Origin of the sequence: Streptomyces sp. NPDC056231 (genome assembly GCF_048270745.1) — a bacterium.
Classification (GTDB): Bacteria; Actinomycetota; Actinomycetes; order Streptomycetales; family Streptomycetaceae; genus Streptomyces.
Genome location: NZ_JBLVKW010000031.1, coordinates 38,413 through 56,363, shown reverse-complemented (window position 1 = coordinate 56,363; position 17,951 = coordinate 38,413). Strand labels below are relative to the sequence as shown.

Sequence of the window (17,951 nt, the reverse complement as noted above, 5' to 3'; positions counted from 1 at the left end):
GGTTCCTGGCATCCGTTGGCATGTGGGCGCTTGCCCACTAAAGTGAACGCGTGCCCACTCTACCGCGAGAGCAACCAGAGCCAGCGCAACTGCATCCATCTCGACAGATGGCCGAGTCTTTCGGCACGGATGCGCAACGCTACGACCAGGCTCGACCGGGCTACCCCGAGGGCCTGGTGGCGCGTGTCGTCGCCGGGAGCCCGGGGGCTGACGTGCTCGACGTCGGCTGCGGCACGGGCATCGCGGCCCGTCAATTCCAGGCCGCCGGTTGCGCGGTGCTCGGTGTCGAGCCGGATGCACGGATGGCCGACTTCGCGCAAGCCCGCGGCCTGCAGGTCGAGGTGGCAACCTTCGAAGCCTGGGAGCCGGCTGGCCGAATGTTCGACGCATTGATCGCCGCCCAGTCGTGGCACTGGGTGGACCCGGTCGCCGGCGCCGTGAAGGCGGCCCAGGTGCTGCGTCCGAACGGGCGCCTGGCGATCTTCGGGCACGTATTCGAGCAGCCTGCCGAGCTGGCCGAGCCGTTCGCGGCTGCTTACCGTCGAGTGGCGCCCGACTCCCCGTTCAGCAATCAGCCGGCGCGACGTCCGCTGGACATGTACCAAGCGGGGTACGCGAAGATCGCCGACAAGATCCGCGAGACCGGGCAGTTCGACGACCCGGAACAGTGGCGATTCGACTGGGAGCAGTCCTACACGCGCGACCAATGGCTGGACCTGCTCCCCACTACCGGTGGCCTCACCCAACTCCGCCCCGATCAGCCGGCCGAGATACTGGGCGCGGTCGGCCATGCTGTCGACGCTCTGGGTGGCCGCTTCACGATGCACTACACCACTCTGGCGACCACCGCCGTACGCGCCGGCACCCCTTGATCCGCTGCCGCACGGTCGCGTGGGTCCGCGTACGTTGCTCGTCCTCGGACGCGCCCGGATCACGCAGCGGGCGCAGGTCCACCCGCTGCGCTCGACCGCACGGTGGAAGGTGTCACCGGGTTCCTACTCCCTCGCCCTCCAGGTCAACGGCTGTCGCTTCCACTCTGTCGCCTTCGCCGTCCTCAACACCTGGCACCGTCCCGCACGTCCTGATCTGAACAACCGCCACAAGGCCGCCGGCATCCGCCGCCGCGGCCCGGTCCGTGCTGTCCGCAACCCCCTGAAGGGGTGAACCGCCCTGATCGAACGAGTTTGAGCCGCGGCCACCCAAAGCCCGCACGCCCTGCCCTCGGCATGAGAACTCACGTTCACCAGATGCCCTCCGATCGGGCCGTGACGGGACCAGGCCCAGTGCGTTTTTTGAGCATCAGTGCCACACCGGCGCCCAGACGGAGGACACGCCATGCACCCCACCCCTGCCCCTGGCGCGCCCTGCCAAAATGGCCGCGTCCACGGTGGTGGACGTCCCCGCCCCTCCTACGCCTTTTCGAGGTGATGACGTGCCGCTCACCCGTTCCCATCTCCGCGCAGCTGCCGAGGCGTACCTGGCCCGGCACCCGCACGAGCGGGAGTCCCTTGCCGGGCTGCTGTCCCGCCTGGTCGGCTCCGACGACCCGGTCAGCCGTACCACGCTCCCCGGTCACGTCACCTGCAGCGCGGCGGTCATCGACCGGGAACAACGCGTTCTGCACGTCGGCCACAAGGTCGCGGGGCTGCTCCTCGTTCCCGGCGGCCACGTCGAGGACGACCGGACCCTCCTGGCCGCGGCCCTGCGGGAAGTGTGCGAGGAGACCGGCATCCGGCCGGGCGACCTGTGCCTGACTCCGCAGTTCCTCGGCGCTTCGATCGACATCGACGTCCACGACATCGACGCCAACCCCGCCAAGGGAGAAGGCGCACACCAGCACTTCGATTTCCGCTTCGTCTTCTACCTCGTGCCCGAGCAGCACCCGCAGCTCACGTTGCAGGACGAGGAGGTTGACGGCGTCCGGTGGCTTCAGTTCGCCGACGTCAGGTCCCCGACCTTGCGTGCCAAGCTCCTGGACGCCCGAGACCAGGGCCTTGACGGGCGGCCGGAGCCCGTCAACGCCTCCGCTCTGATCCATGACGGCCACGGCAGATATCTGCTCCACCTGCGGGACCAGCGTGAAGGCATCTGGGCTTCTGTGGGGGTTCTGTGCACGACTGGCCCGGATCGCCGTCATCTTCGCAGCTCAGAAAGTAGTTGCACGCACCGTAGCGAATGCAACACATGTGGTGCAAGTGGACGGGCCGTGACTCCCTGGGCGATGGCCAGGCAGCGTCGCCGGAACACAGCCTGGGTGCCGTGGTCCAAGGACGATCCACCTGCGGGGCGAAGCCCGCGCTGGACCACAGTGGAGAGCCGTTTCTAAATCGACTCTCAAATCCGCCCGGTGCTTGCCCCAGAGCCTCACCACGATGGCGACGACGGCAAGCGCGAGCGTCGCGCCTCCCGAAGCAGCGAGCACCTGCCGGGGCCCCATGGCTGCGACGAGGGGGCCGCCGAGCGCGGTGCCCACTGGGGAGGCGGTGAGAAGAGCGGCACCTCGAGCGGCCAGGACCGTGGTCAGCCAGGCCGTCGGCGTGCGGTCCTGGAAGAGCGTGAAAGACAGTGCTGTGAAGGGTCCGTAGATCACGCCGCCCACAGCGAAGCAGACGAGGGAAACGGTGACAGGCCCGCCCAGTCCGAAGGGCAGGAGCATCAGGCCCCAGCCTGCCACGATGCCCAGAGTCACCGGCCAGAGCGGGAGCTTGCGCAAGGCGCCTGCAGTCAGGCCGCCGACAACGGCACCCACCCCGAACAGGGTCCAGTACAGACCGAGAAGACCCCCGCCCGAGTGGAGATCATCGGTGACATGTAGAGGCAGCGCGACCTCGACGGGTCCGTAGAGGAAGTTGAAGAACCACGTGAGTGCGAGAACGCCGAGAAGTTCGGGCTGTCGGCGCAACAAGTGTAGACCGGCGGCCGATCGGCCGGTGTCGATCGGCCCAGCCGTTGTCACGGCTTTGGCCGTGCTGCCCAGCCGCCCGGCCTGGAGGGCAAGGACGGCGAACGACAGGGCGTCGAGGCCGATGATCCAGGCCGGATTCCTGGCTGTCGCCAGGAATCCGGCGAGTGCGGGACCGATGACGACAGACGCCGATGCGCTGGCACTCACCAGAGCGTTCGCGGCCAGCCGCTGATTGGGCGGCAGCATCTGGGCGAGCAAGGAGTACTTTCCCGCGCTTCCCCAGGCATGCAGGACCGACGACCCCGCCAGTAGGACGACGTACGGAACCGGGTGCAACACTCCCGCGGCCCAGGCCAAGGGAACACAACCGAGCAGTGACGCGCGCAGCCACCCGTCGGCGGCCAGCAGGCGCTGGGCAGGCAGGCGACGCAGCCAACGGCCGAAGACCATCGCGCCGACAGCTCCAGGAAGTGCGTACGCAGCAACGGCCGCTCCGACGACCAGGCCGGACTGACCGGGCGGGGCGATCAGAACGGCCAGCCAAGCAACGGCGACCATGCTCATTCCGTCACCGATATCTGAGGCCACCAGTGCCGGCAGGAGCCGCCGGAACTCGAGATGGGAGAACAGCGGTTGATAGGTCCGCGGCAGCAGACGAGTTGTGGGTGGGAGAGTCACGCGGTCAGACTGATGGTTCAAGCTCACTTGAAGTCAAGGGGGTTCAGTGCGGGAGCTGGGTATCGGCGACCTCGCGCGGCAGGCACGGATACGGCCCTCGGCCTTGCGTTACTACGAGAGCATCGGCTTGCTCCCGTCCGCCCGGCGAGTCGGAGGCCGACGCGTCTATCCGGCAAGTACGGTGCGGCGGATCGCTCTGATCAAAATGGCGCAGCGAGCCAAGTTCACGCTGGCCGAAATCAGCCAATTGCTGGACACCGCCCCCGACCGGGGCGCCACCCGGCAGTGGCGTGCGCTCGCCGAGCGCAAGATTCCGGAGCTGGATCAGCTCATCCAGGAGACGCAGGCTCTGCGGAATGCCGTGGCCGACTGCCTCGCCTGCGGGTGCATGAACTTCGACAGCTGCCAGCTTCTCTCCTCCGGCACGGCTGGAGACGACGTCTGAGGGAGAACGCGCGGCAGACCCACCGAGGAGGGCGACGCTGTCCGGCGTCGCCCTCCATGTCTGCGGCATCAACTCGAAGATGTGAGTGGTCCGTTGAGTCGAGCAGTCTCAGTCCCGGTCTCGGTGACCTGCTCCGCCGGCACGCCGCCGAGCATCCCGCCACCAGCAGCCCGCCGGCCAGCGCCCGGCTGCTGCGGGACGAGGCGCCGGAGGGGACCGAGCTCCACATCGTCGGTGTCCACTTCTACCTGGAGGACAACCACGGCCGGATCCTCCTCGGTCTGCGACACCCCGACTCCACGTTCGCTCCCGCCACTTGGCACTTCCTGGCCGGGCACTGCGAGAGGGAGGAGGCGATCAGCTGCCTGGTGCGAGAAGCCCAGGAGGAGGCGGGGCTGATCATCGAGCCCGGCGACGTCGAGCTCGTGCACCTCGTGGACTCACCGTCCGCTCGCCCGCGCATCGGCCTCGTCTTCCGGGCCCGCACCTGGTCCGGCACCCCGGCCGTCCTGGAGCCCAACCGATGCGTGGAGTGGCGGTGGTGGAACCCGAAGGATCTCCCGTCCGCCGTCGTGCCCTACACCCGCCAGGCGATCGACGGGGTGCTCGCCGGGCGCCTGTACTCGCAGATGGGGTGGGCCGGACGATGAGCACCCTGGACACGAGCCCAGCCACGGCCGGCCGGACAACAGGGCGAGCAGGCCGGCCGGCCGACAGCGACCCGTCTGCCGATACCGCGGTGGATCCGGCCGACGCGCGGGCGACGATGGTCGCCGAGCTGGCGAAGAAGGACGGGCTGCTGCCCGGACCGGTGCGCGACGCTCTGCTGGCGCTGCCCCGCGAGGTGCTGATGCCACAGGCGTACGTACGGCGCAGCGCACCGGGCGAGGAGCCGCCGCGGTGGGACCTGCTGGACTGGTCGGCGCCGCAGGACCGCCCCGAGTTGCTCGGGCTGCTGTACGGCAGGGCCAATGTGCTCGTTCAGCACGATGGGGAGCCCCTGCTGGGCCGGGTGCGCGGGACGCGGTCGGGGGCGTCGATCACGTCGATGTCGACGGTGCTGGGCCTGACTTCCGCGCTGCTGGAGGAACTGGATCTGCGCTCCGGTCAGCGTGTGCTGGACGCCGGGACGGGCGCGGGGGTGACCGCCGCGGTGGCCTGTCAGATCTGCGGCGACCAGGGGGTTGTCACCCTCGACCGGGACCGGCACCTCACCGACGCGGCCCGGCTGGCCGACCTCGGCTTCCGGCCGGAGGCCGTGTGCGGGTCCGGGGACGAGGGGTGTCCCGCGCAGGCGCCGTTCGACCGTATCTTCGTGTCGTACACGGTGGAGCGCGTGCCAGCGGCGCTCGTCGAGCAGCTTGCCCCCGGGGGTCGGCTGCTGGCCCACGTCACCAGCGCGTCCCCGTCGTGGCCTGCCCTTGCAGTCGTCGAGCGCACCACCGACGGGCAGATCACGGCGGAGCTGCGCGCGGTGGAGTTCGCCCACCGGGCCGGGCACAGCATGGAGCGGATCTGGCTCAGTGAGGCGTTCCGGCAGCGCATCGCCACCGGGCCGGGCACCTGGACCCGGCGGAGCATGGTGGCGCCACCGGATGACACCGACCGGGGCCTGTGGCTGGCAGCGGACCACCTCCTCGGCGGGCTGGTGTGCGACTTCGGTGCCGAGCACCTGGTGATCGGCGCGACCGGCTGCGGGTCGTGGGTGCGGGTGGAGTCGGCGGGGCGCAGTCGCTGGGACGTCACCACCCACGGTCCGCGCGACATCTGGAAGGAACTCCAAGACCTGGCCGGCCGGTGGCGGTCAGCCGGCAGCCCCAGCCGCTACCGCCTTGTCTTCGAGGCGGACGATGGCCAGCGGGCCGTATCGGCGTGCGGCCGACTGTCTTGGCACCTTCCCACCCCCCCCGCCCGCTCGACGAGGGAGTATCCACGTGACTTATCCCGACGAGCCCTTGGTCCTGCTCGCCCGGTGTCCGGGTGGTGCGCGGTGAGCGGCGGGCAGCGGCACACCGAGCCGGTGGACGTGCACCTGATCCTGCGCCGGGAGACCGCCGCAGGGCCGGGGGTTCTGCTGTCGCGGCGGGCCGGCCAGGTGTACGCCGCGGGTCTGTGGCACTTACCGTCGGGGCATCTGGACGGTCCGCACGAGGACGTCGTCGCCGCCCTGGTGCGCGAGGCGCGGGAGGAGACCGGAGTCGTCATCGACCCGGCCGACGTGCGAGCCGCCGTGACCGTGCACCACCGCAGCCCTGGGAACTCCAGTCGCACCGGCTACTTCTTCGAGGTCCGACAGTGGCAGGGCGAGCCCCGGATCGCGGAGCCGGACGTCTGTGACGCGATGGACTGGGCATCCCTGGACGCTCTGCCCGCCGGGATGGTGGCGTACTGCCGTGCAGGCCTGGACGCCTACACGGCAGGCGCGCGCCTTGCCGTGCACTTCCAACTGCCCGGCGACCCCATCGCCTTCGTCCCCGGCGCCGACCGTCTGCGCCTCGTCCCGGACGTGACCAGCAGGTCGGTCGCCGGCCACCCCGACGCTGCCGTCGTGGAGTTCGCGGAGCGGGCGGTCGGCCGGATCACCGCGTGGACGGATACGTCGTGGGCGCGCGAGAACAGCCGCGTGTGGCGGGCCCACGGCGCCCAGGGCGGCACCTGGTACGTGAAGGTCCACCCAAGCGAACGGTTCCACGGCAGGGAAGTGCGGGGGCTGCGGACATGGGCGTCGGCGCTGGGCGCGGCCGCGCCCCAGCTGGTGGCCGCCGACGAGACGCTGAGGGCGGTGGTGCTCACCGCGGTGCCGGGCCGCCCGCTGCACGGCGTTGTCCTTGCCCCGCAGCAGGAGAGGGCGGTCTTCCAGCAGATAGGGGCGCTGGCTCGCCGCATCCACCAGTCCTCTCCTACCTGTACGGCTCCGGCCGGCAGCGGCCCGGCTGTCGCCAAGGCCGACCGGCATCTGGCGGCGGCGCGGCATCATCTGAAGCCGGGCGATGAGGAGTTCGTCCGCGAGCTTGTCTGGAAGGCCGAGGATCTGCAGCCGCTGGAGTGGGTGGAGACCCACGGGGATTTCCAGCTCCGCAACATCCTCTACTCCGCCGAGGCCGCCTTCGGCGACGAGGCGGCGGGCGGAGCGGACGATTCCGAAAATTTGGTGGCGGTGATCGACCTCGAGCGCAGTGAGCCCGGGCCGGCCGTACGGGATCTGGTCCGCCTGTCCGATGCCTGGGACGGCCGCCCCGACCTGTTCGACGCGTTTCTGGCCGGGTACGGCAGATCCCTGACCGGTGCCGAGGAGGCCCGGCTGGTCATCGACATGGCCCTCGATTCCGTGAGCGGGATCGCATACGGCGCCGCCCACGACGATCCCGAACTGGTCGAACGCAGCCGACGGACGCTGGCCCGGCTGCGCGCCGAGCACCACACACCCCGCTCATCGACCGGAGAAGCCTGGTGAACGCCGACACCGCACCCACCGCCGCGGCCGAACCGGAGGACGCAGCCGGACGACCGTCGGCCCCCGCGTCAACACCCGCTGACACCGAGGCCATCATCCGGATGCGCTCCGAGCACGTCCTCTCCAAGCCCTTGAGCGAGGAGTGGATCCGGCGGTGCACGGATGAGTTAGCGCCTCGGCTGACGCCGGCGCCAAGGGCGCCTGCTACACCGGATCGCCCGGACTCGGCGACCGGGCCCGCACGAACCGGGTCCCGTTGGGCGGCGCGCTGTCCGCCGCCGGGTTGATCAACTACGTGACCGAGTGGCGGCAATGGTCGTACGACGACCGCTGTTGCGCGCTGCAGACCAAGCAGCCGGCCGCCCACTACGGCCCCGTCGAACTGCCCTGACCGCACCACCCCGCCTTTCACGAACGAGGAGCGAGCTGTGGGAATCACCCGGACCGACTGGTCCGAGCACTACACCGGTGGGCGAGGCTTCCGGCGGCTCGGGGACGAGGAGAAGGGCCTGCTCGTCGAGCACGCCCCGGCGCCCGAGGACGGCCGCGCGCTCGACGCCGGCTGCGGAACCGGCGAGACGGCCGTCCACCTCGCCTCCCTCGGGTACACCGTCGACGGCGTGGACGTCGCCGAGGGCGCGCTGGAGCGGGCCCGCGCGGAGCACGCCGGAGTGGAGGGCGTGCGCTGGCAATGCCTGGACGTGGAGCACGACGACCTGGCCGACCTCGCCGAGGACGGTTACGACCTGGTCGTGCTGCGGCTGTCCATCGCGTTCATCCGCGATCGTGCCCGCGTCCTGCGCCGTCTGACCGCGCGGCTGCGCGAGGGCGGGGTGCTCGTTGTCATCACGCCGGTCGTGGAACACACCGCGGAAGAGCGGCGCCATATCGCGGTGGACGAGAACGAACTGGCGGCGCTCACCGACGGGTTCGATCATGTTGAGTGGTTCGACACGCAGGGTCTGGCGGTGCTGGCCTTGCGCGGGCCGGCCACGTCGTTCAATGCGGAGGAGAAACTGCGGCCCGAGCCGCAGGCCGTCTTCGGTGCCGCAGTGGTGGTCACCGACGCGTTCGGCCGGGTCCTGCTGGGCCGCTCGACCCGAGGCATGTGGGAGCTGCCGGCAGGACGCATCGAGACAGGCGAAGCCGCACCGGCGGCCGCGGTGCGGGAGTTGGCGGAGGAGACCGGCCTGACGGCGCGTGTGGAGGATGCTCACGTCATCACCGTGCTCCACGACGACCGCCTCGACGTGCGCCGCATCACCGCCGTGGTCCGCGTCACCACCTGGAGCGGTGAACTCGGTCTGCCCGAGCCGCACCGCTTCGTGCGCTGGGAGTGGCACGACCTGCACACCCTGGACACCCTCGGGAAGATCTTCGCGCCCAGTACCCAGGCCCTCACCGCGGTGTGGCCCGGGGTACTGCCGGGTCTGCCGCCCATCCACTCCTACACCTGCTCCACCGCCGTCCCGCCGGTGCCCGGGGAGCCGGCCGAGGCCGCGCTGCTGCGCGAGCGGATGGCGAACATCGTGATCGAGAAGGGCTGGGCTCCCTCCACGCGAGTCCAGGCCGCACTGCGCGAGGTCCCCCGGCACCGGTTCGTTCCCGAGGCCCCGCTGGAAACGGCCTACCAGGACGACCTCGCCGTGGTGACGGTCCGGGATTCCGCCGAGACCGCGCTCAGCTCCGTCTCGGCAGCCTGGCTCCAGGCCAACATGATCGAGCAACTCCGGCTGGAGCCGGGGATGACCGTGCTGGAGGTCGGATCCGGCGGGTACAACGCGGAGCTCCTGGCGCACGTCCTCGGACCGCGCGGGCGCGTGGTGACCGTGGACGTCGACCCCTACGTGGTGCACCGCACGCAGCGGCTGTGTGCGGAAGCCGGCAGCGGCCGGGTGGCTGTCGTCCTCGGCGATGGTGGTCTGGGAGCACCCGGCCACGTCCCCGCTCGGGGGTTCGAGGGGGTGATGATCACCCACAATGCGTCGGACATCGCCCCGTCCTGACGGGAGCAACTCGCCGAGGGGGCAAGGTTGGTGGTGCCGCTGGAGATGGGCGGCTTCACCCGCTCCCTCACCCTGGTCCGCCGCGGTGACGTGCTGCACACCATGCACTGGACGTACTGCGGCTTCGTGCGGGACCGCGGCGCCGCCGCCCGCACCGCTCCCGCAGTCCCTCTGGTCGACGGTGAGGTCACCGTGCGGTGGGAAGACGGTGCTCCTGGCGAAACCACCGGGCTCGAGGAGGCGCTGCGCGGGCCCCGGCACGAGGTCACCACCAGCCTCGTCGTCCGAGGCGTTTTCAATTTCGAGACCTTGCAGGTCTATGCCGCGACCACGCTGCCGAGGTTCTGCCGCCTGGCCGCCCCGCAGGGGTCCACGCTGGTGACGCAGCAGGACGCGGCCGCGATGGTGGCGGACGGCTCCCTCGCCTACCTGACCTACCGCAAGGTCAAGGACGCCTCGGATCCGGCCGACCGCCTGACCGAGTTCTTCATCCACTCCTACGGCCCGGCCGCCGACGAGCTGGCGGAGCGCTTCGCCGAGTGCGTGCGGACCTGGGACCAGAAGGTGCGCGAGAGCGGCTACCCGCCGATGACCGTCCACCCGGCCGGAACACCCGACGAGCAGCTGCCGACCGGTGATGTGCTCGACAAGCCCTCCGCGAGGCTCGTGTTCCAGTGGCCGGGTCGTGTTCCCGACGGGGCGCAGGCCCTGCTCGCTGCAACTGAAGACTCTCGTTGACAGATAAGGGGGACAACTGTCATCAAGATCGCCAACGTCGGACCTGACGGGAGACCGGGGGCCGGCGGCCTGACGCAGCGCGACTGGTGACCGCGGAGGGTCACGAAAGAAAGAGTGCCTGGGCCCTACGCAGCGAGGCGCCAAAGAAGCCCCTGAATGGCTCTCTGTCGCATTTTCAATGGGTCAACGCAGGGGGGATTGGTCTGGGTGGAGTAAGGGCCGCACGGTGACGCATGGAGGTGTTCTCGCCCCGTCAATAAGGGGCATCTTGGGTATCCTGAACAGTGTTCCGGCAGTCAATGGCCCCGAGCTCGGTGAGATTCGGGGCCCTGTCTGGGCTGCCGTGCCCTGTCTCCGTCAGCTGTCCGGCCGCTCTCGCACCGTGGTGCGGGAGTGCGGTCTGCCATGCCCGAAAGAGAGCCTCTGTGACCACTTACGACACTCGCACCGTCACCGACACCCCCGGATCCCAGCAGCCTGGCCATGTAGGGGCGGCCTCGTATGACGCCAACGCGATCACTGTTCTGGACGGCCTGGACGCCGTGCGCAAGCGGCCCGGGATGTACATCGGCTCCACGGGAGAGCGGGGGCTCCATCACCTGGTGCAGGAGCTCGTGGACAACTCCGTGGACGAGGCACTTGCGGGGGTGGCCGACCGGATCGACGTGACGATCCTGGCCGACGGTGGCGTGCGGGTGGTCGACAACGGCCGCGGCATTCCGGTGGGGATGCACCCGGTGGAGAAGCGGCCGGCCGTCGAAGTGGTGCTGACCGTGCTGCACGCGGGCGGGAAGTTCGGGGGCGGCGGGTATGCGGTCTCCGGCGGTCTGCACGGTGTGGGTCTGTCGGTGGTCAACGCGCTGTCGACCCGGCTGTCGGCGGAGATCTGGACCGACGGCCACCGGTGGACACAGGACTACAGGAACGGTGCCCCCACCGCCCCACTGGGCCGCCACGAGGCCACCTCCCGGACAGGCACCTCGCTGACGTTCTGGGCAGACGGCAGCATCTTCGAGACCACTGAATACTCCTTCGAGACGCTGGCCAGACGTTTTCAGGAGATGGCCTTCCTCAACCGCGGGCTCACCCTGACCCTGACCGACGAACGGCCCTCCGCGCTCGCGACGGCCGCGGCCGACGAAGCCGACTCGGACCCGGCAGCGAAGACGGTCTCCTACCGCTACGACGGCGGCATCACCGACTTCGTCGCCTACCTCAATGCCCGCAAGGGCGAGCCGGTCCATCCCTCGGTCATCACTATTGCCGCCGAGGACATGGAACGGCTGCTGTCGGCAGAGGTCGCCCTGCAGTGGAATGGCCAGTACGCCGACAGCGTGTACTCCTACGCCAACGCCATTCACACCCATGAGGGCGGCACCCACGAGGAGGGCTTCCGCACGGCCCTGACCACCGTGGTCAACCGCTACGCGCGGGAGAAGAAGTTGCTGCGGGAAAAGGACGCCAACCTCTCCGGCGAGGACATCCGCGAGGGCCTGACCGCGATCATCTCGGTCAAGCTCGGCGAGCCGCAGTTCGAAGGCCAGACCAAGACCAAACTCGGCAACACCGAGGCGCGCACCTTCGTGCAGAAGGTCGTCCACGAGCACCTGACCGACTGGTTCGACCGCAATCCGAACGAGGCCGCGGACATCGTGCGCAAGGCCTTCCAGGCGGCCACGGTCCGAGCCGCGGCCCGCAAGGCGCGCGACCTGACCCGCCGCAAGGGCCTGCTGGAAACGGCGGCGCTGCCGGGCAAGCTGTCCGACTGTCAGTCGAACGACCCGGCAATGTCGGAGATCTTCATCGTCGAAGGAGACTCCGCCGGCGGTTCGGCCAAATCCGGCCGCAACCCGCAGTACCAGGCGATCCTCCCGATCCGCGGCAAGATCCTCAACGTGGAGAAGGCCCGGATCGACAAAATCCTGCACAACCAGGAGATCCAGGCGATCGTCTCCGCGTTCGGCACGGGCGTGCACGAGGACTTCGACATCGCCAAGCTCCGCTACCACAAGATCATCCTGATGGCGGACGCCGACGTCGACGGCCAGCACATCAACACCCTGCTGCTGACCTTCCTGTTCCGCTTCATGCGCCCACTGATCGAGGAGGGCCACGTCTATCTCTCCCGCCCCCCGCTGTACAAGATCAAGTGGAACCGGGACCACGTCGAATACGCCTACTCCGACCGCGAACGCAACACGCTCCTCGAACGGGGCCGGCAGGACGGCCGCCGGATCAAGGACGACTCCATCCAGCGCTTCAAGGGTCTGGGCGAGATGAACGCCGAGGAACTGCGCGTCACCACCATGGACCCTGACCACCGGGTCCTGGGCCAGGTCACCCTCGACGACGCAGCCGTCGCCGACGACCTCTTCTCCGTCCTGATGGGCGAGGACGTCGAAGCCCGCCGCCACTTCATCCAGCGCAACGCCAAGGACGTCCGCTTCCTCGACATCTGACCCTGGGCACCTGGGCACTGGCCTCCCGCACCTCGGGATGCCCGCCCCGAAGCCCCGCTACTACCTTCTGTTGCCCAGGAGACCACTGCGTGAGCACATTCCCCGTCCCGGCCGCTGGCAGCTGCCCGCAGGACCGCTCCGACTACACCGCGCGGCACCTGATGGTGCTCGAGGGACTGGAGGCCGTACGCAAGCGCCCCGGCATGTACATCGGATCCAGCGACAGCCGCGGCCTGATGATCTTGCTGCTTGGCTGTGCGTCAGGAGGGTTGTGAGCTGCTGTCGGTTGCTGAGCTGAAGTGCGTGGTGGTGTGCGGGGGTTGGCCGTGTCCTTCGTGGTGCCCGGGCCTTGCGGGGTGGCGGTCCGGGACCGTCTGGGGCACCTCACTTTCCAGGACGAGAGGGTGCTGTGTGCGGTCGGTGAGCATCAGGGTGCGTTGGCCTCCCGTGATCTCAAGGCTCGCTGTGCGGACGGTCTGGAGCACAGTGCGGACACGTGGGCGGCGCGTAAGCGGGACCTGACGAAGGAGTCGTCGTCGCGGATCGCGGGTGCGATCACCAAGGCCACGCATGATCAGTGGGCGCTCGCACGCCGTTGCCAGGCGGCGCATATCCAGAAGCTGGCAGCCGGGATCAACATGCTGCGGCACCGCCTGTCCCTCCCGATCGGTGCGCCCGGAACGAAGCGGGCGGTGGGTGGCTACCGGTCGAAGAGCGAGTGGTTTTGCAAGTCCCGCCGTCTCGCGATGCTGGAAGATCGGCATGCTGCTGCTGTCGCGGAGTGGCAGGCCGGGCGGGTGCGGGTGGTGCGGGGTGGCAGACGTCTCCTGAACACCCGGCACCACCTCGCCCAGGCCCAGCTCACCGAAGGCCAGTGGCGGCAACGGTGGGAGGCGGAGCGCTGGTTCATCGGGGCGGATGGTGAGTCGGGGAAGCGGTTCGGGAACGAGACGATCCGCGTCACCCCGGACGGCGAGGTCAGCATCAAGCTGCCTGCCCCGCTCGCGCACCTGGCCAACGCCCCGCACGGCCGGTACATCCTCACCCCCCGCATCGGCTTCGCGCACCGGGGCGTGGAGTGGGCCGACCGCATCGCCGCAAACCGCGCTGTGGCCTATCGCATCCACCTCGATACGGGGCGGGGTCGCTGGTATCTCACGGCCTCGTGGCAGCGCCCCGTCGTGAAGACCATCCCGTTGGAGGCCGCCCGCGCCCGGGGCGTGATCGGTGTCGATACCAATGCCGATCACTTCGCCGCCTACCGGCTCGACCGGCACGGCAACCCCGTCGGCGGGCCCCGGCGGTTCTTCTACGACCTGTCCGGTTCGGCCGGTCACCGCGATGCACAGATCCGCCACGTGCTGACCCGCCTGATCAACTGGGCGGTGCGTGTCGGTGTCGCCGCGATCGGTATCGAAGACCTCGATTTCACCACGGAGAAGACCCGGGAGAAGCACGGCCGCAGGAAACGGTTCCGGCAGCTCATCTCCGGCATCCCGACCGGGAAACTCAAGGCCCGGCTGGTATCGATGGCCGCCGAACAGGGCCTGAGCATTGTCGCGGTCGATCCCGCCTACACCAGCATGTGGGGTGCGCAGCACTGGCAGAAACCGCTGGTCACTCCCCGCCGCACCATGTCCCGTCACGATGCCGCCGGCATCGCGATCGGACGACGCGCTCTCGGGCACCCGGTCCGGGATGGGGTATCCCCTGCTCGAACGGAGTTGAGAGCTTGGGGAAGGACGGCACCGCCCCCGCACGACCGGAGTGATCGTGCGGGGCATCGGACCGTCCAGGCCGGACCAGGCGCCCGGGGGCGTGAGGGAACCCGCCCACCCGCAACGGACCGGCCCCCTGGAGGGCCGTCACCGAGCGGGACGCGAAAGCGGGAACCCAGCGCATCCAACACCGTTCGGGATGCGCCCAGTACGCAGCAGTGGGTCCAGGATTCACTCACGCACACTGGTCAGGAACGGTGGCAGGAGTCACGGTGCCGTGCTGGCTACGTCGCCGTGCGTCCGTTGCTCTGCGGTGAAGCCGTGAAGGTAAAGATCGCGAAGGACGCCGAGTTCGGCACCGTGGTGAGCGGCTTCGTCCAAGGCGTGGAGGGCCAGCAGTAGGTAGCTCTCGTGACCGTAAACGCCAGCGCGGGAGCCCATGGGCTGGAGGAGGCGGTCATCGCCGAGGGACTCGACCCGGGTCCGGAAGCGGGACCAGTCGTTGGCCAGCATCTGGACGCCCTCGGTCGCTGTGCCCGGCCACAGATGCCGGTCGCCGCTCTGGGATTCGTCCTCGAAGAAGCGGCCGTAGCCGCGCATGCAGTCGGCCCCGATGTGCCAGATACGCCAGGCGATCGTCGTGAACGGCGCCGGTCGGGCATCGCCTGTGGGCCGCGGGTCGGCACGGAACACACCGTCCCCATCCGCCCGGAGTGTCATGCACGAGGCGACGGGTTCCCAGAGGTATTCGGCGTCGGTGAGGCCGTCAAGGCGGGCGAAGGTTCTGGAACGTACGTCGTCAAAGGTTTCGAGCAGGTCGCGGGTGACGGGGCCGGGCGAGGTCATTGGCTGCTCCTGGTTCACCGACAGGTACGGCCACCGTTGATCATCGGTCTGTGAAGGCAAACGATCATTCGGCGGCCGTGGGTCACAGGGTAGACCCTGCCCGCTGGCAGGAGGCATTCGAGGGCCTGATGGACCGGATCGCGGGCCGATTCAGCCGGGTTGAACCCCGCCGCCGGATACGGCGGTTGGTGCTCGGCCTGCTCCCGGATCTGCCCCGCAAGAACTGCTGGACCACCGCTGAGTGGGCCGGAGAGGCGACCCCGGACGGGATGCAGCACCTCCTGAACCGCACCGAGGGCTCAAAGGGACTGACGGAACGTGTTCTGAACGCAGCGTCAGCTCGCGTCGGCGCGTTCGGCCTGGGCTTTGGTGTGGGCGAGGCGGTATGAGTCGGTGCCGGTCTGGATGATGGCGCCGTTGCAGGCCAGCCGGTCGACGATGGCCGCGCAGAGTCGCGGATCGGTGAAGGTCTTCGTCCATCCGCTGAAACTTTCGTTCGAAGCGATAGCGACGCTGTTCTTCTCCTCGCGCTCGGTAAGAACCTGAAACAGCAGCTCAGCGCCCCTGCGGTCCGCGGCGCCGGCGGCACCGTCGATCGAGCCATCCCCCGGTCCGCCGACGCCGACGCCCCCGCCCGGTTCGGCCCTACCGGATACGACGCCACCCGCCGAGCCGAAGCCCCCGGCATGCCCGCCTCTGTCACCACGACCGGCCGTCCCGCCCCTCCGCCGGACACGTCGGAGCTGGTGGCCCTTCGGCCGCCGCTGAACCGGCGGTGGTGAAGCTCAGGTGGCTGGTCAGCGTCGGGCAGAGCCAGGGGCGGGACCCGAACAACCCCCGGGAGATGGTCATCCGTTGCGCAGTACTTCGAGCTCCGTCCAGGTCAGAGCGAAAGTCGAGGTACGGCTTTTCCAGTCCTCTGCCACGGCGCGGCTCAGGCCGCCCTGGGGTGCTCGTATGTCCGGCCCGGGGACGTCACGACACCAGGCCGGCCCCCTCCAGCTCGGTCAGCCGCACGGTACACAGACCCCCACGCTCGGCCTTCACCTCCGTCACCTTCAGCTGCGTCCCCGGCGCGAGGATGTACTCCTCCTCACCCGTGAACGCGGAGAACCGCCGGATCCCCACCGCCCGCGCGGGCGTCACCTCGAACAGCGTCCGCCGGCCACGCCCGCCCAGGAACGCGCGGGCCACACCCAGCTCGGACGTGCACGACGACACGCCCCACCACGTCACCGTCCGCCCCAGCGGGTACTGGGACCGCAGATCCAGCGCCACACCACGCCACAGCGGCCGCGTCTGCGCCGGCAACGCCTCCATCGCCGAGAACAGCAACCGCAGGTACGGCAGGTACGGCACCACGCGCTCGCGGTCCGGCGAGCGCAGCACGGCGTTGATCTCGCGGTAGAAGCCCGACTCGCACGTGTATAGGTAGAGGGCCGAGATCGCGTCGGCCGACAAGGCGCCCAGGGCCTCCCCGGACAGCACGCCCGCGGATGCCGCCTCCACGGCCTTCGTCTCCCCGAAACGGCTCGACAGATCGATATGCCGATCCAGGTGCGCGAGCACCCGCGAGACCGGCTCGACGGCCTTCCTGAAGTCCATCAGCGGCGTGTCGAACACCCCCGTGACGGGCGGCAGGAAGAGGCCCTCGTCCTTGACACTGGTGAGCCGCTCCAGATACAGCTGGTGCAACTCCATCGTGGACGCGATGAACGCCCCCATCCGCTGCGCGACACCACCGTCCTCCGGCCCGCCGGCCCCGCCCGTCCCCTGGTCCCAGCCCTTCCGTGGCAGCCAGTCGACCGGCTCGGCCCCCACCGCCGCCAGGGCATCGTTTACCTGGGCGAAGTGGTCGCCCTCGCAGAACAGATCCCCCTGCGCGGCCGGATTGGCGTGATCCAGGTGACGGACCTGCACCCCCGGGTACTTCTTCTCCAGCCGCTGGACGACCTTCTTCAGACTCCGGGCGTGCGCGCCCCACCAGGCGAATACCACCCCCCGGTCGTCCTCCTCCACCGCGTCCTGCTTCGCCCGGAGGATCTCCTCGACGATCTGCTCGGCCACGGGGCGCCAGAACGACGTGTGCCGATCGGTCGCCATCGCCCCGTCCGCGCTCGCCGTGAGGGACGCGTTCAGCAGCAGCACACCCTGGGTGAGCATCGCCTGGAACCACCCGGGCGGCTGAACCGTGTCCTCCTTCTTCAGCAGGGCGCGGACGTCGGCGATCGGGGTCTTCTTGACGATCCCGTACTTCCACATCGCGGCCGCCTTGATGAGGCAGCGGATGCTGACGACCCGGCCGAACTGGCTGTCCTTCCAGTCGTTGAAGGTGTTGTCGAACATCGCGATGCCGGTCGCGCTCTCCGCCCGCGGATAGGGGTTCTGTCCGAAGACGACCACCTTCCACTTCTCCGGCGGATGCGGCTTCAACGCCTGGAACGTCAGCTCGCGCACCGGAACGACCTCTGGGCTGCGCTTCGGGCCGATGAAGTCGGCGGCTCCCGGCTGTGCCTCGATCACCGGTCCGAGCAGCGGCAGCCACGGCTCGCCGCCACCGGTGAACAGGTCGGCCAGTCCCAGCGGTTCCCCGGCCGGGGAACCGGCATCGCCCGCGGCCGTCACGTCGACATCACTCACGAGGGTGGAACTCCCGATACTCGAACCGGACGCCTCCACGGGCGCCCCGGCACGCTGAACAG

Annotated in this window: 12 protein-coding genes and 4 pseudogenes; 12 read left to right on the top strand and 4 right to left on the bottom strand. The window is 69.4% G+C overall.

The genetic code is table 11. The features are described from left to right. The first annotated feature begins 50 nt into the window (after positions 1 to 50). The 3 genes and pseudogenes from ACNPQM_RS23265 to ACNPQM_RS23255 all read left to right on the top strand — a co-directional run. Positions 51 to 872, top strand: a complete 822-nt coding sequence (locus ACNPQM_RS23265) for a class I SAM-dependent methyltransferase (protein WP_418085576.1) — start codon at positions 51 to 53, stop codon at positions 870 to 872. A 19-nt stretch (positions 873 to 891) separates the two neighbouring features. Beyond that, a complete protein-coding gene (locus ACNPQM_RS23260; protein ID WP_418085575.1) occupies positions 892 to 1,164 on the top strand; it encodes a hypothetical protein in 273 nt (90 codons plus the stop codon). Positions 1,165 to 1,372: 208 nt separating this feature from the next. Next, a pseudogene (locus tag ACNPQM_RS23255) lies at positions 1,373 to 1,894 on the top strand (NUDIX hydrolase); the annotation flags it as partial. Between the two features lie 252 nt (positions 1,895 to 2,146). On the opposite strand, the gene ACNPQM_RS23250 reads toward ACNPQM_RS23255, so the two are convergent. Next, positions 2,147 to 3,583, bottom strand: coding sequence for an MFS transporter (locus tag ACNPQM_RS23250; RefSeq protein WP_418085574.1), 1,437 nt, complete (start codon positions 3,581 to 3,583; stop codon positions 2,147 to 2,149). A gap of 46 nt (positions 3,584 to 3,629) precedes the next feature. On the opposite strand from ACNPQM_RS23250, the gene ACNPQM_RS23245 reads away from it, so the two are divergent. The 8 genes from ACNPQM_RS23245 (at position 3,630) to ACNPQM_RS23210 (ending at position 14,805) form a co-directional block, all read left to right on the top strand. After that, the gene (locus tag ACNPQM_RS23245) at positions 3,630 to 4,028 is read left to right on the top strand and encodes a MerR family transcriptional regulator (protein ID WP_418085573.1); all 399 of its coding nucleotides are present in this window, start codon (positions 3,630 to 3,632) and stop codon (positions 4,026 to 4,028) included. Positions 4,029 to 4,084: 56 nt separating this feature from the next. Then, entirely contained in the window at positions 4,085 to 4,678 is a 594-nt protein-coding gene (locus ACNPQM_RS23240; protein WP_418085572.1) for an NUDIX domain-containing protein, read from the top strand. Next, the gene (locus ACNPQM_RS23235) at positions 4,675 to 7,482 is read left to right on the top strand and encodes a phosphotransferase (RefSeq protein ID WP_418085571.1); all 2,808 of its coding nucleotides are present in this window, start codon (positions 4,675 to 4,677) and stop codon (positions 7,480 to 7,482) included. The genes ACNPQM_RS23240 and ACNPQM_RS23235 overlap by 4 nt, the downstream gene beginning before the upstream one ends. 428 nt (positions 7,483 to 7,910) lie before the next feature. Continuing rightward, positions 7,911 to 9,488, top strand: a complete 1,578-nt coding sequence (locus ACNPQM_RS23230) for a methyltransferase (RefSeq protein WP_418085570.1) — start codon at positions 7,911 to 7,913, stop codon at positions 9,486 to 9,488. A gap of 27 nt (positions 9,489 to 9,515) precedes the next feature. Next, a complete protein-coding gene (locus ACNPQM_RS23225) occupies positions 9,516 to 10,226 on the top strand; it encodes a hypothetical protein (protein WP_418085569.1) in 711 nt (236 codons plus the stop codon). Between the two features lie 425 nt (positions 10,227 to 10,651). Beyond that, positions 10,652 to 12,685: a DNA topoisomerase (ATP-hydrolyzing) subunit B gene (gene gyrB, locus ACNPQM_RS23220; protein ID WP_418085568.1), complete on the top strand. Its 2,034-nt coding sequence runs from the start codon at positions 10,652 to 10,654 to the stop codon at positions 12,683 to 12,685. An 89-nt stretch (positions 12,686 to 12,774) separates the two neighbouring features. Beyond that, on the top strand, positions 12,775 to 12,960 hold the full coding sequence (locus tag ACNPQM_RS23215; protein WP_418085601.1) for a hypothetical protein: 186 nt from the start codon (positions 12,775 to 12,777) through the stop codon (positions 12,958 to 12,960). A gap of 51 nt (positions 12,961 to 13,011) precedes the next feature. Further along, complete coding sequence (locus tag ACNPQM_RS23210; RefSeq protein ID WP_418085567.1) at positions 13,012 to 14,805, top strand: IS200/IS605 family accessory protein TnpB-related protein; 1,794 nt, start codon at positions 13,012 to 13,014, stop codon at positions 14,803 to 14,805. A gap of 9 nt (positions 14,806 to 14,814) precedes the next feature. On the opposite strand, the pseudogene ACNPQM_RS23205 reads toward ACNPQM_RS23210, so the two are convergent. After that, positions 14,815 to 15,249 (bottom strand): annotated as a pseudogene (locus ACNPQM_RS23205) (DinB family protein); the annotation flags it as partial. Positions 15,250 to 15,326: 77 nt separating this feature from the next. Here ACNPQM_RS23205 and ACNPQM_RS23200 point away from each other — a divergent pair. Continuing rightward, a pseudogene (locus ACNPQM_RS23200) lies at positions 15,327 to 15,545 on the top strand (IS701 family transposase); the annotation flags it as partial. A 39-nt stretch (positions 15,546 to 15,584) separates the two neighbouring features. On the opposite strand, the pseudogene ACNPQM_RS23195 reads toward ACNPQM_RS23200, so the two are convergent. Further along, positions 15,585 to 15,821: pseudogene (locus tag ACNPQM_RS23195) on the bottom strand (ATP-binding protein); the annotation flags it as partial. Positions 15,822 to 16,224: 403 nt separating this feature from the next. Continuing rightward, positions 16,225 to 17,889, bottom strand: coding sequence for an ADP-ribosyltransferase domain-containing protein (locus ACNPQM_RS23190; protein ID WP_418085566.1), 1,665 nt, complete (start codon positions 17,887 to 17,889; stop codon positions 16,225 to 16,227). Between the last annotated feature and the right edge of the window lie 62 nt (positions 17,890 to 17,951).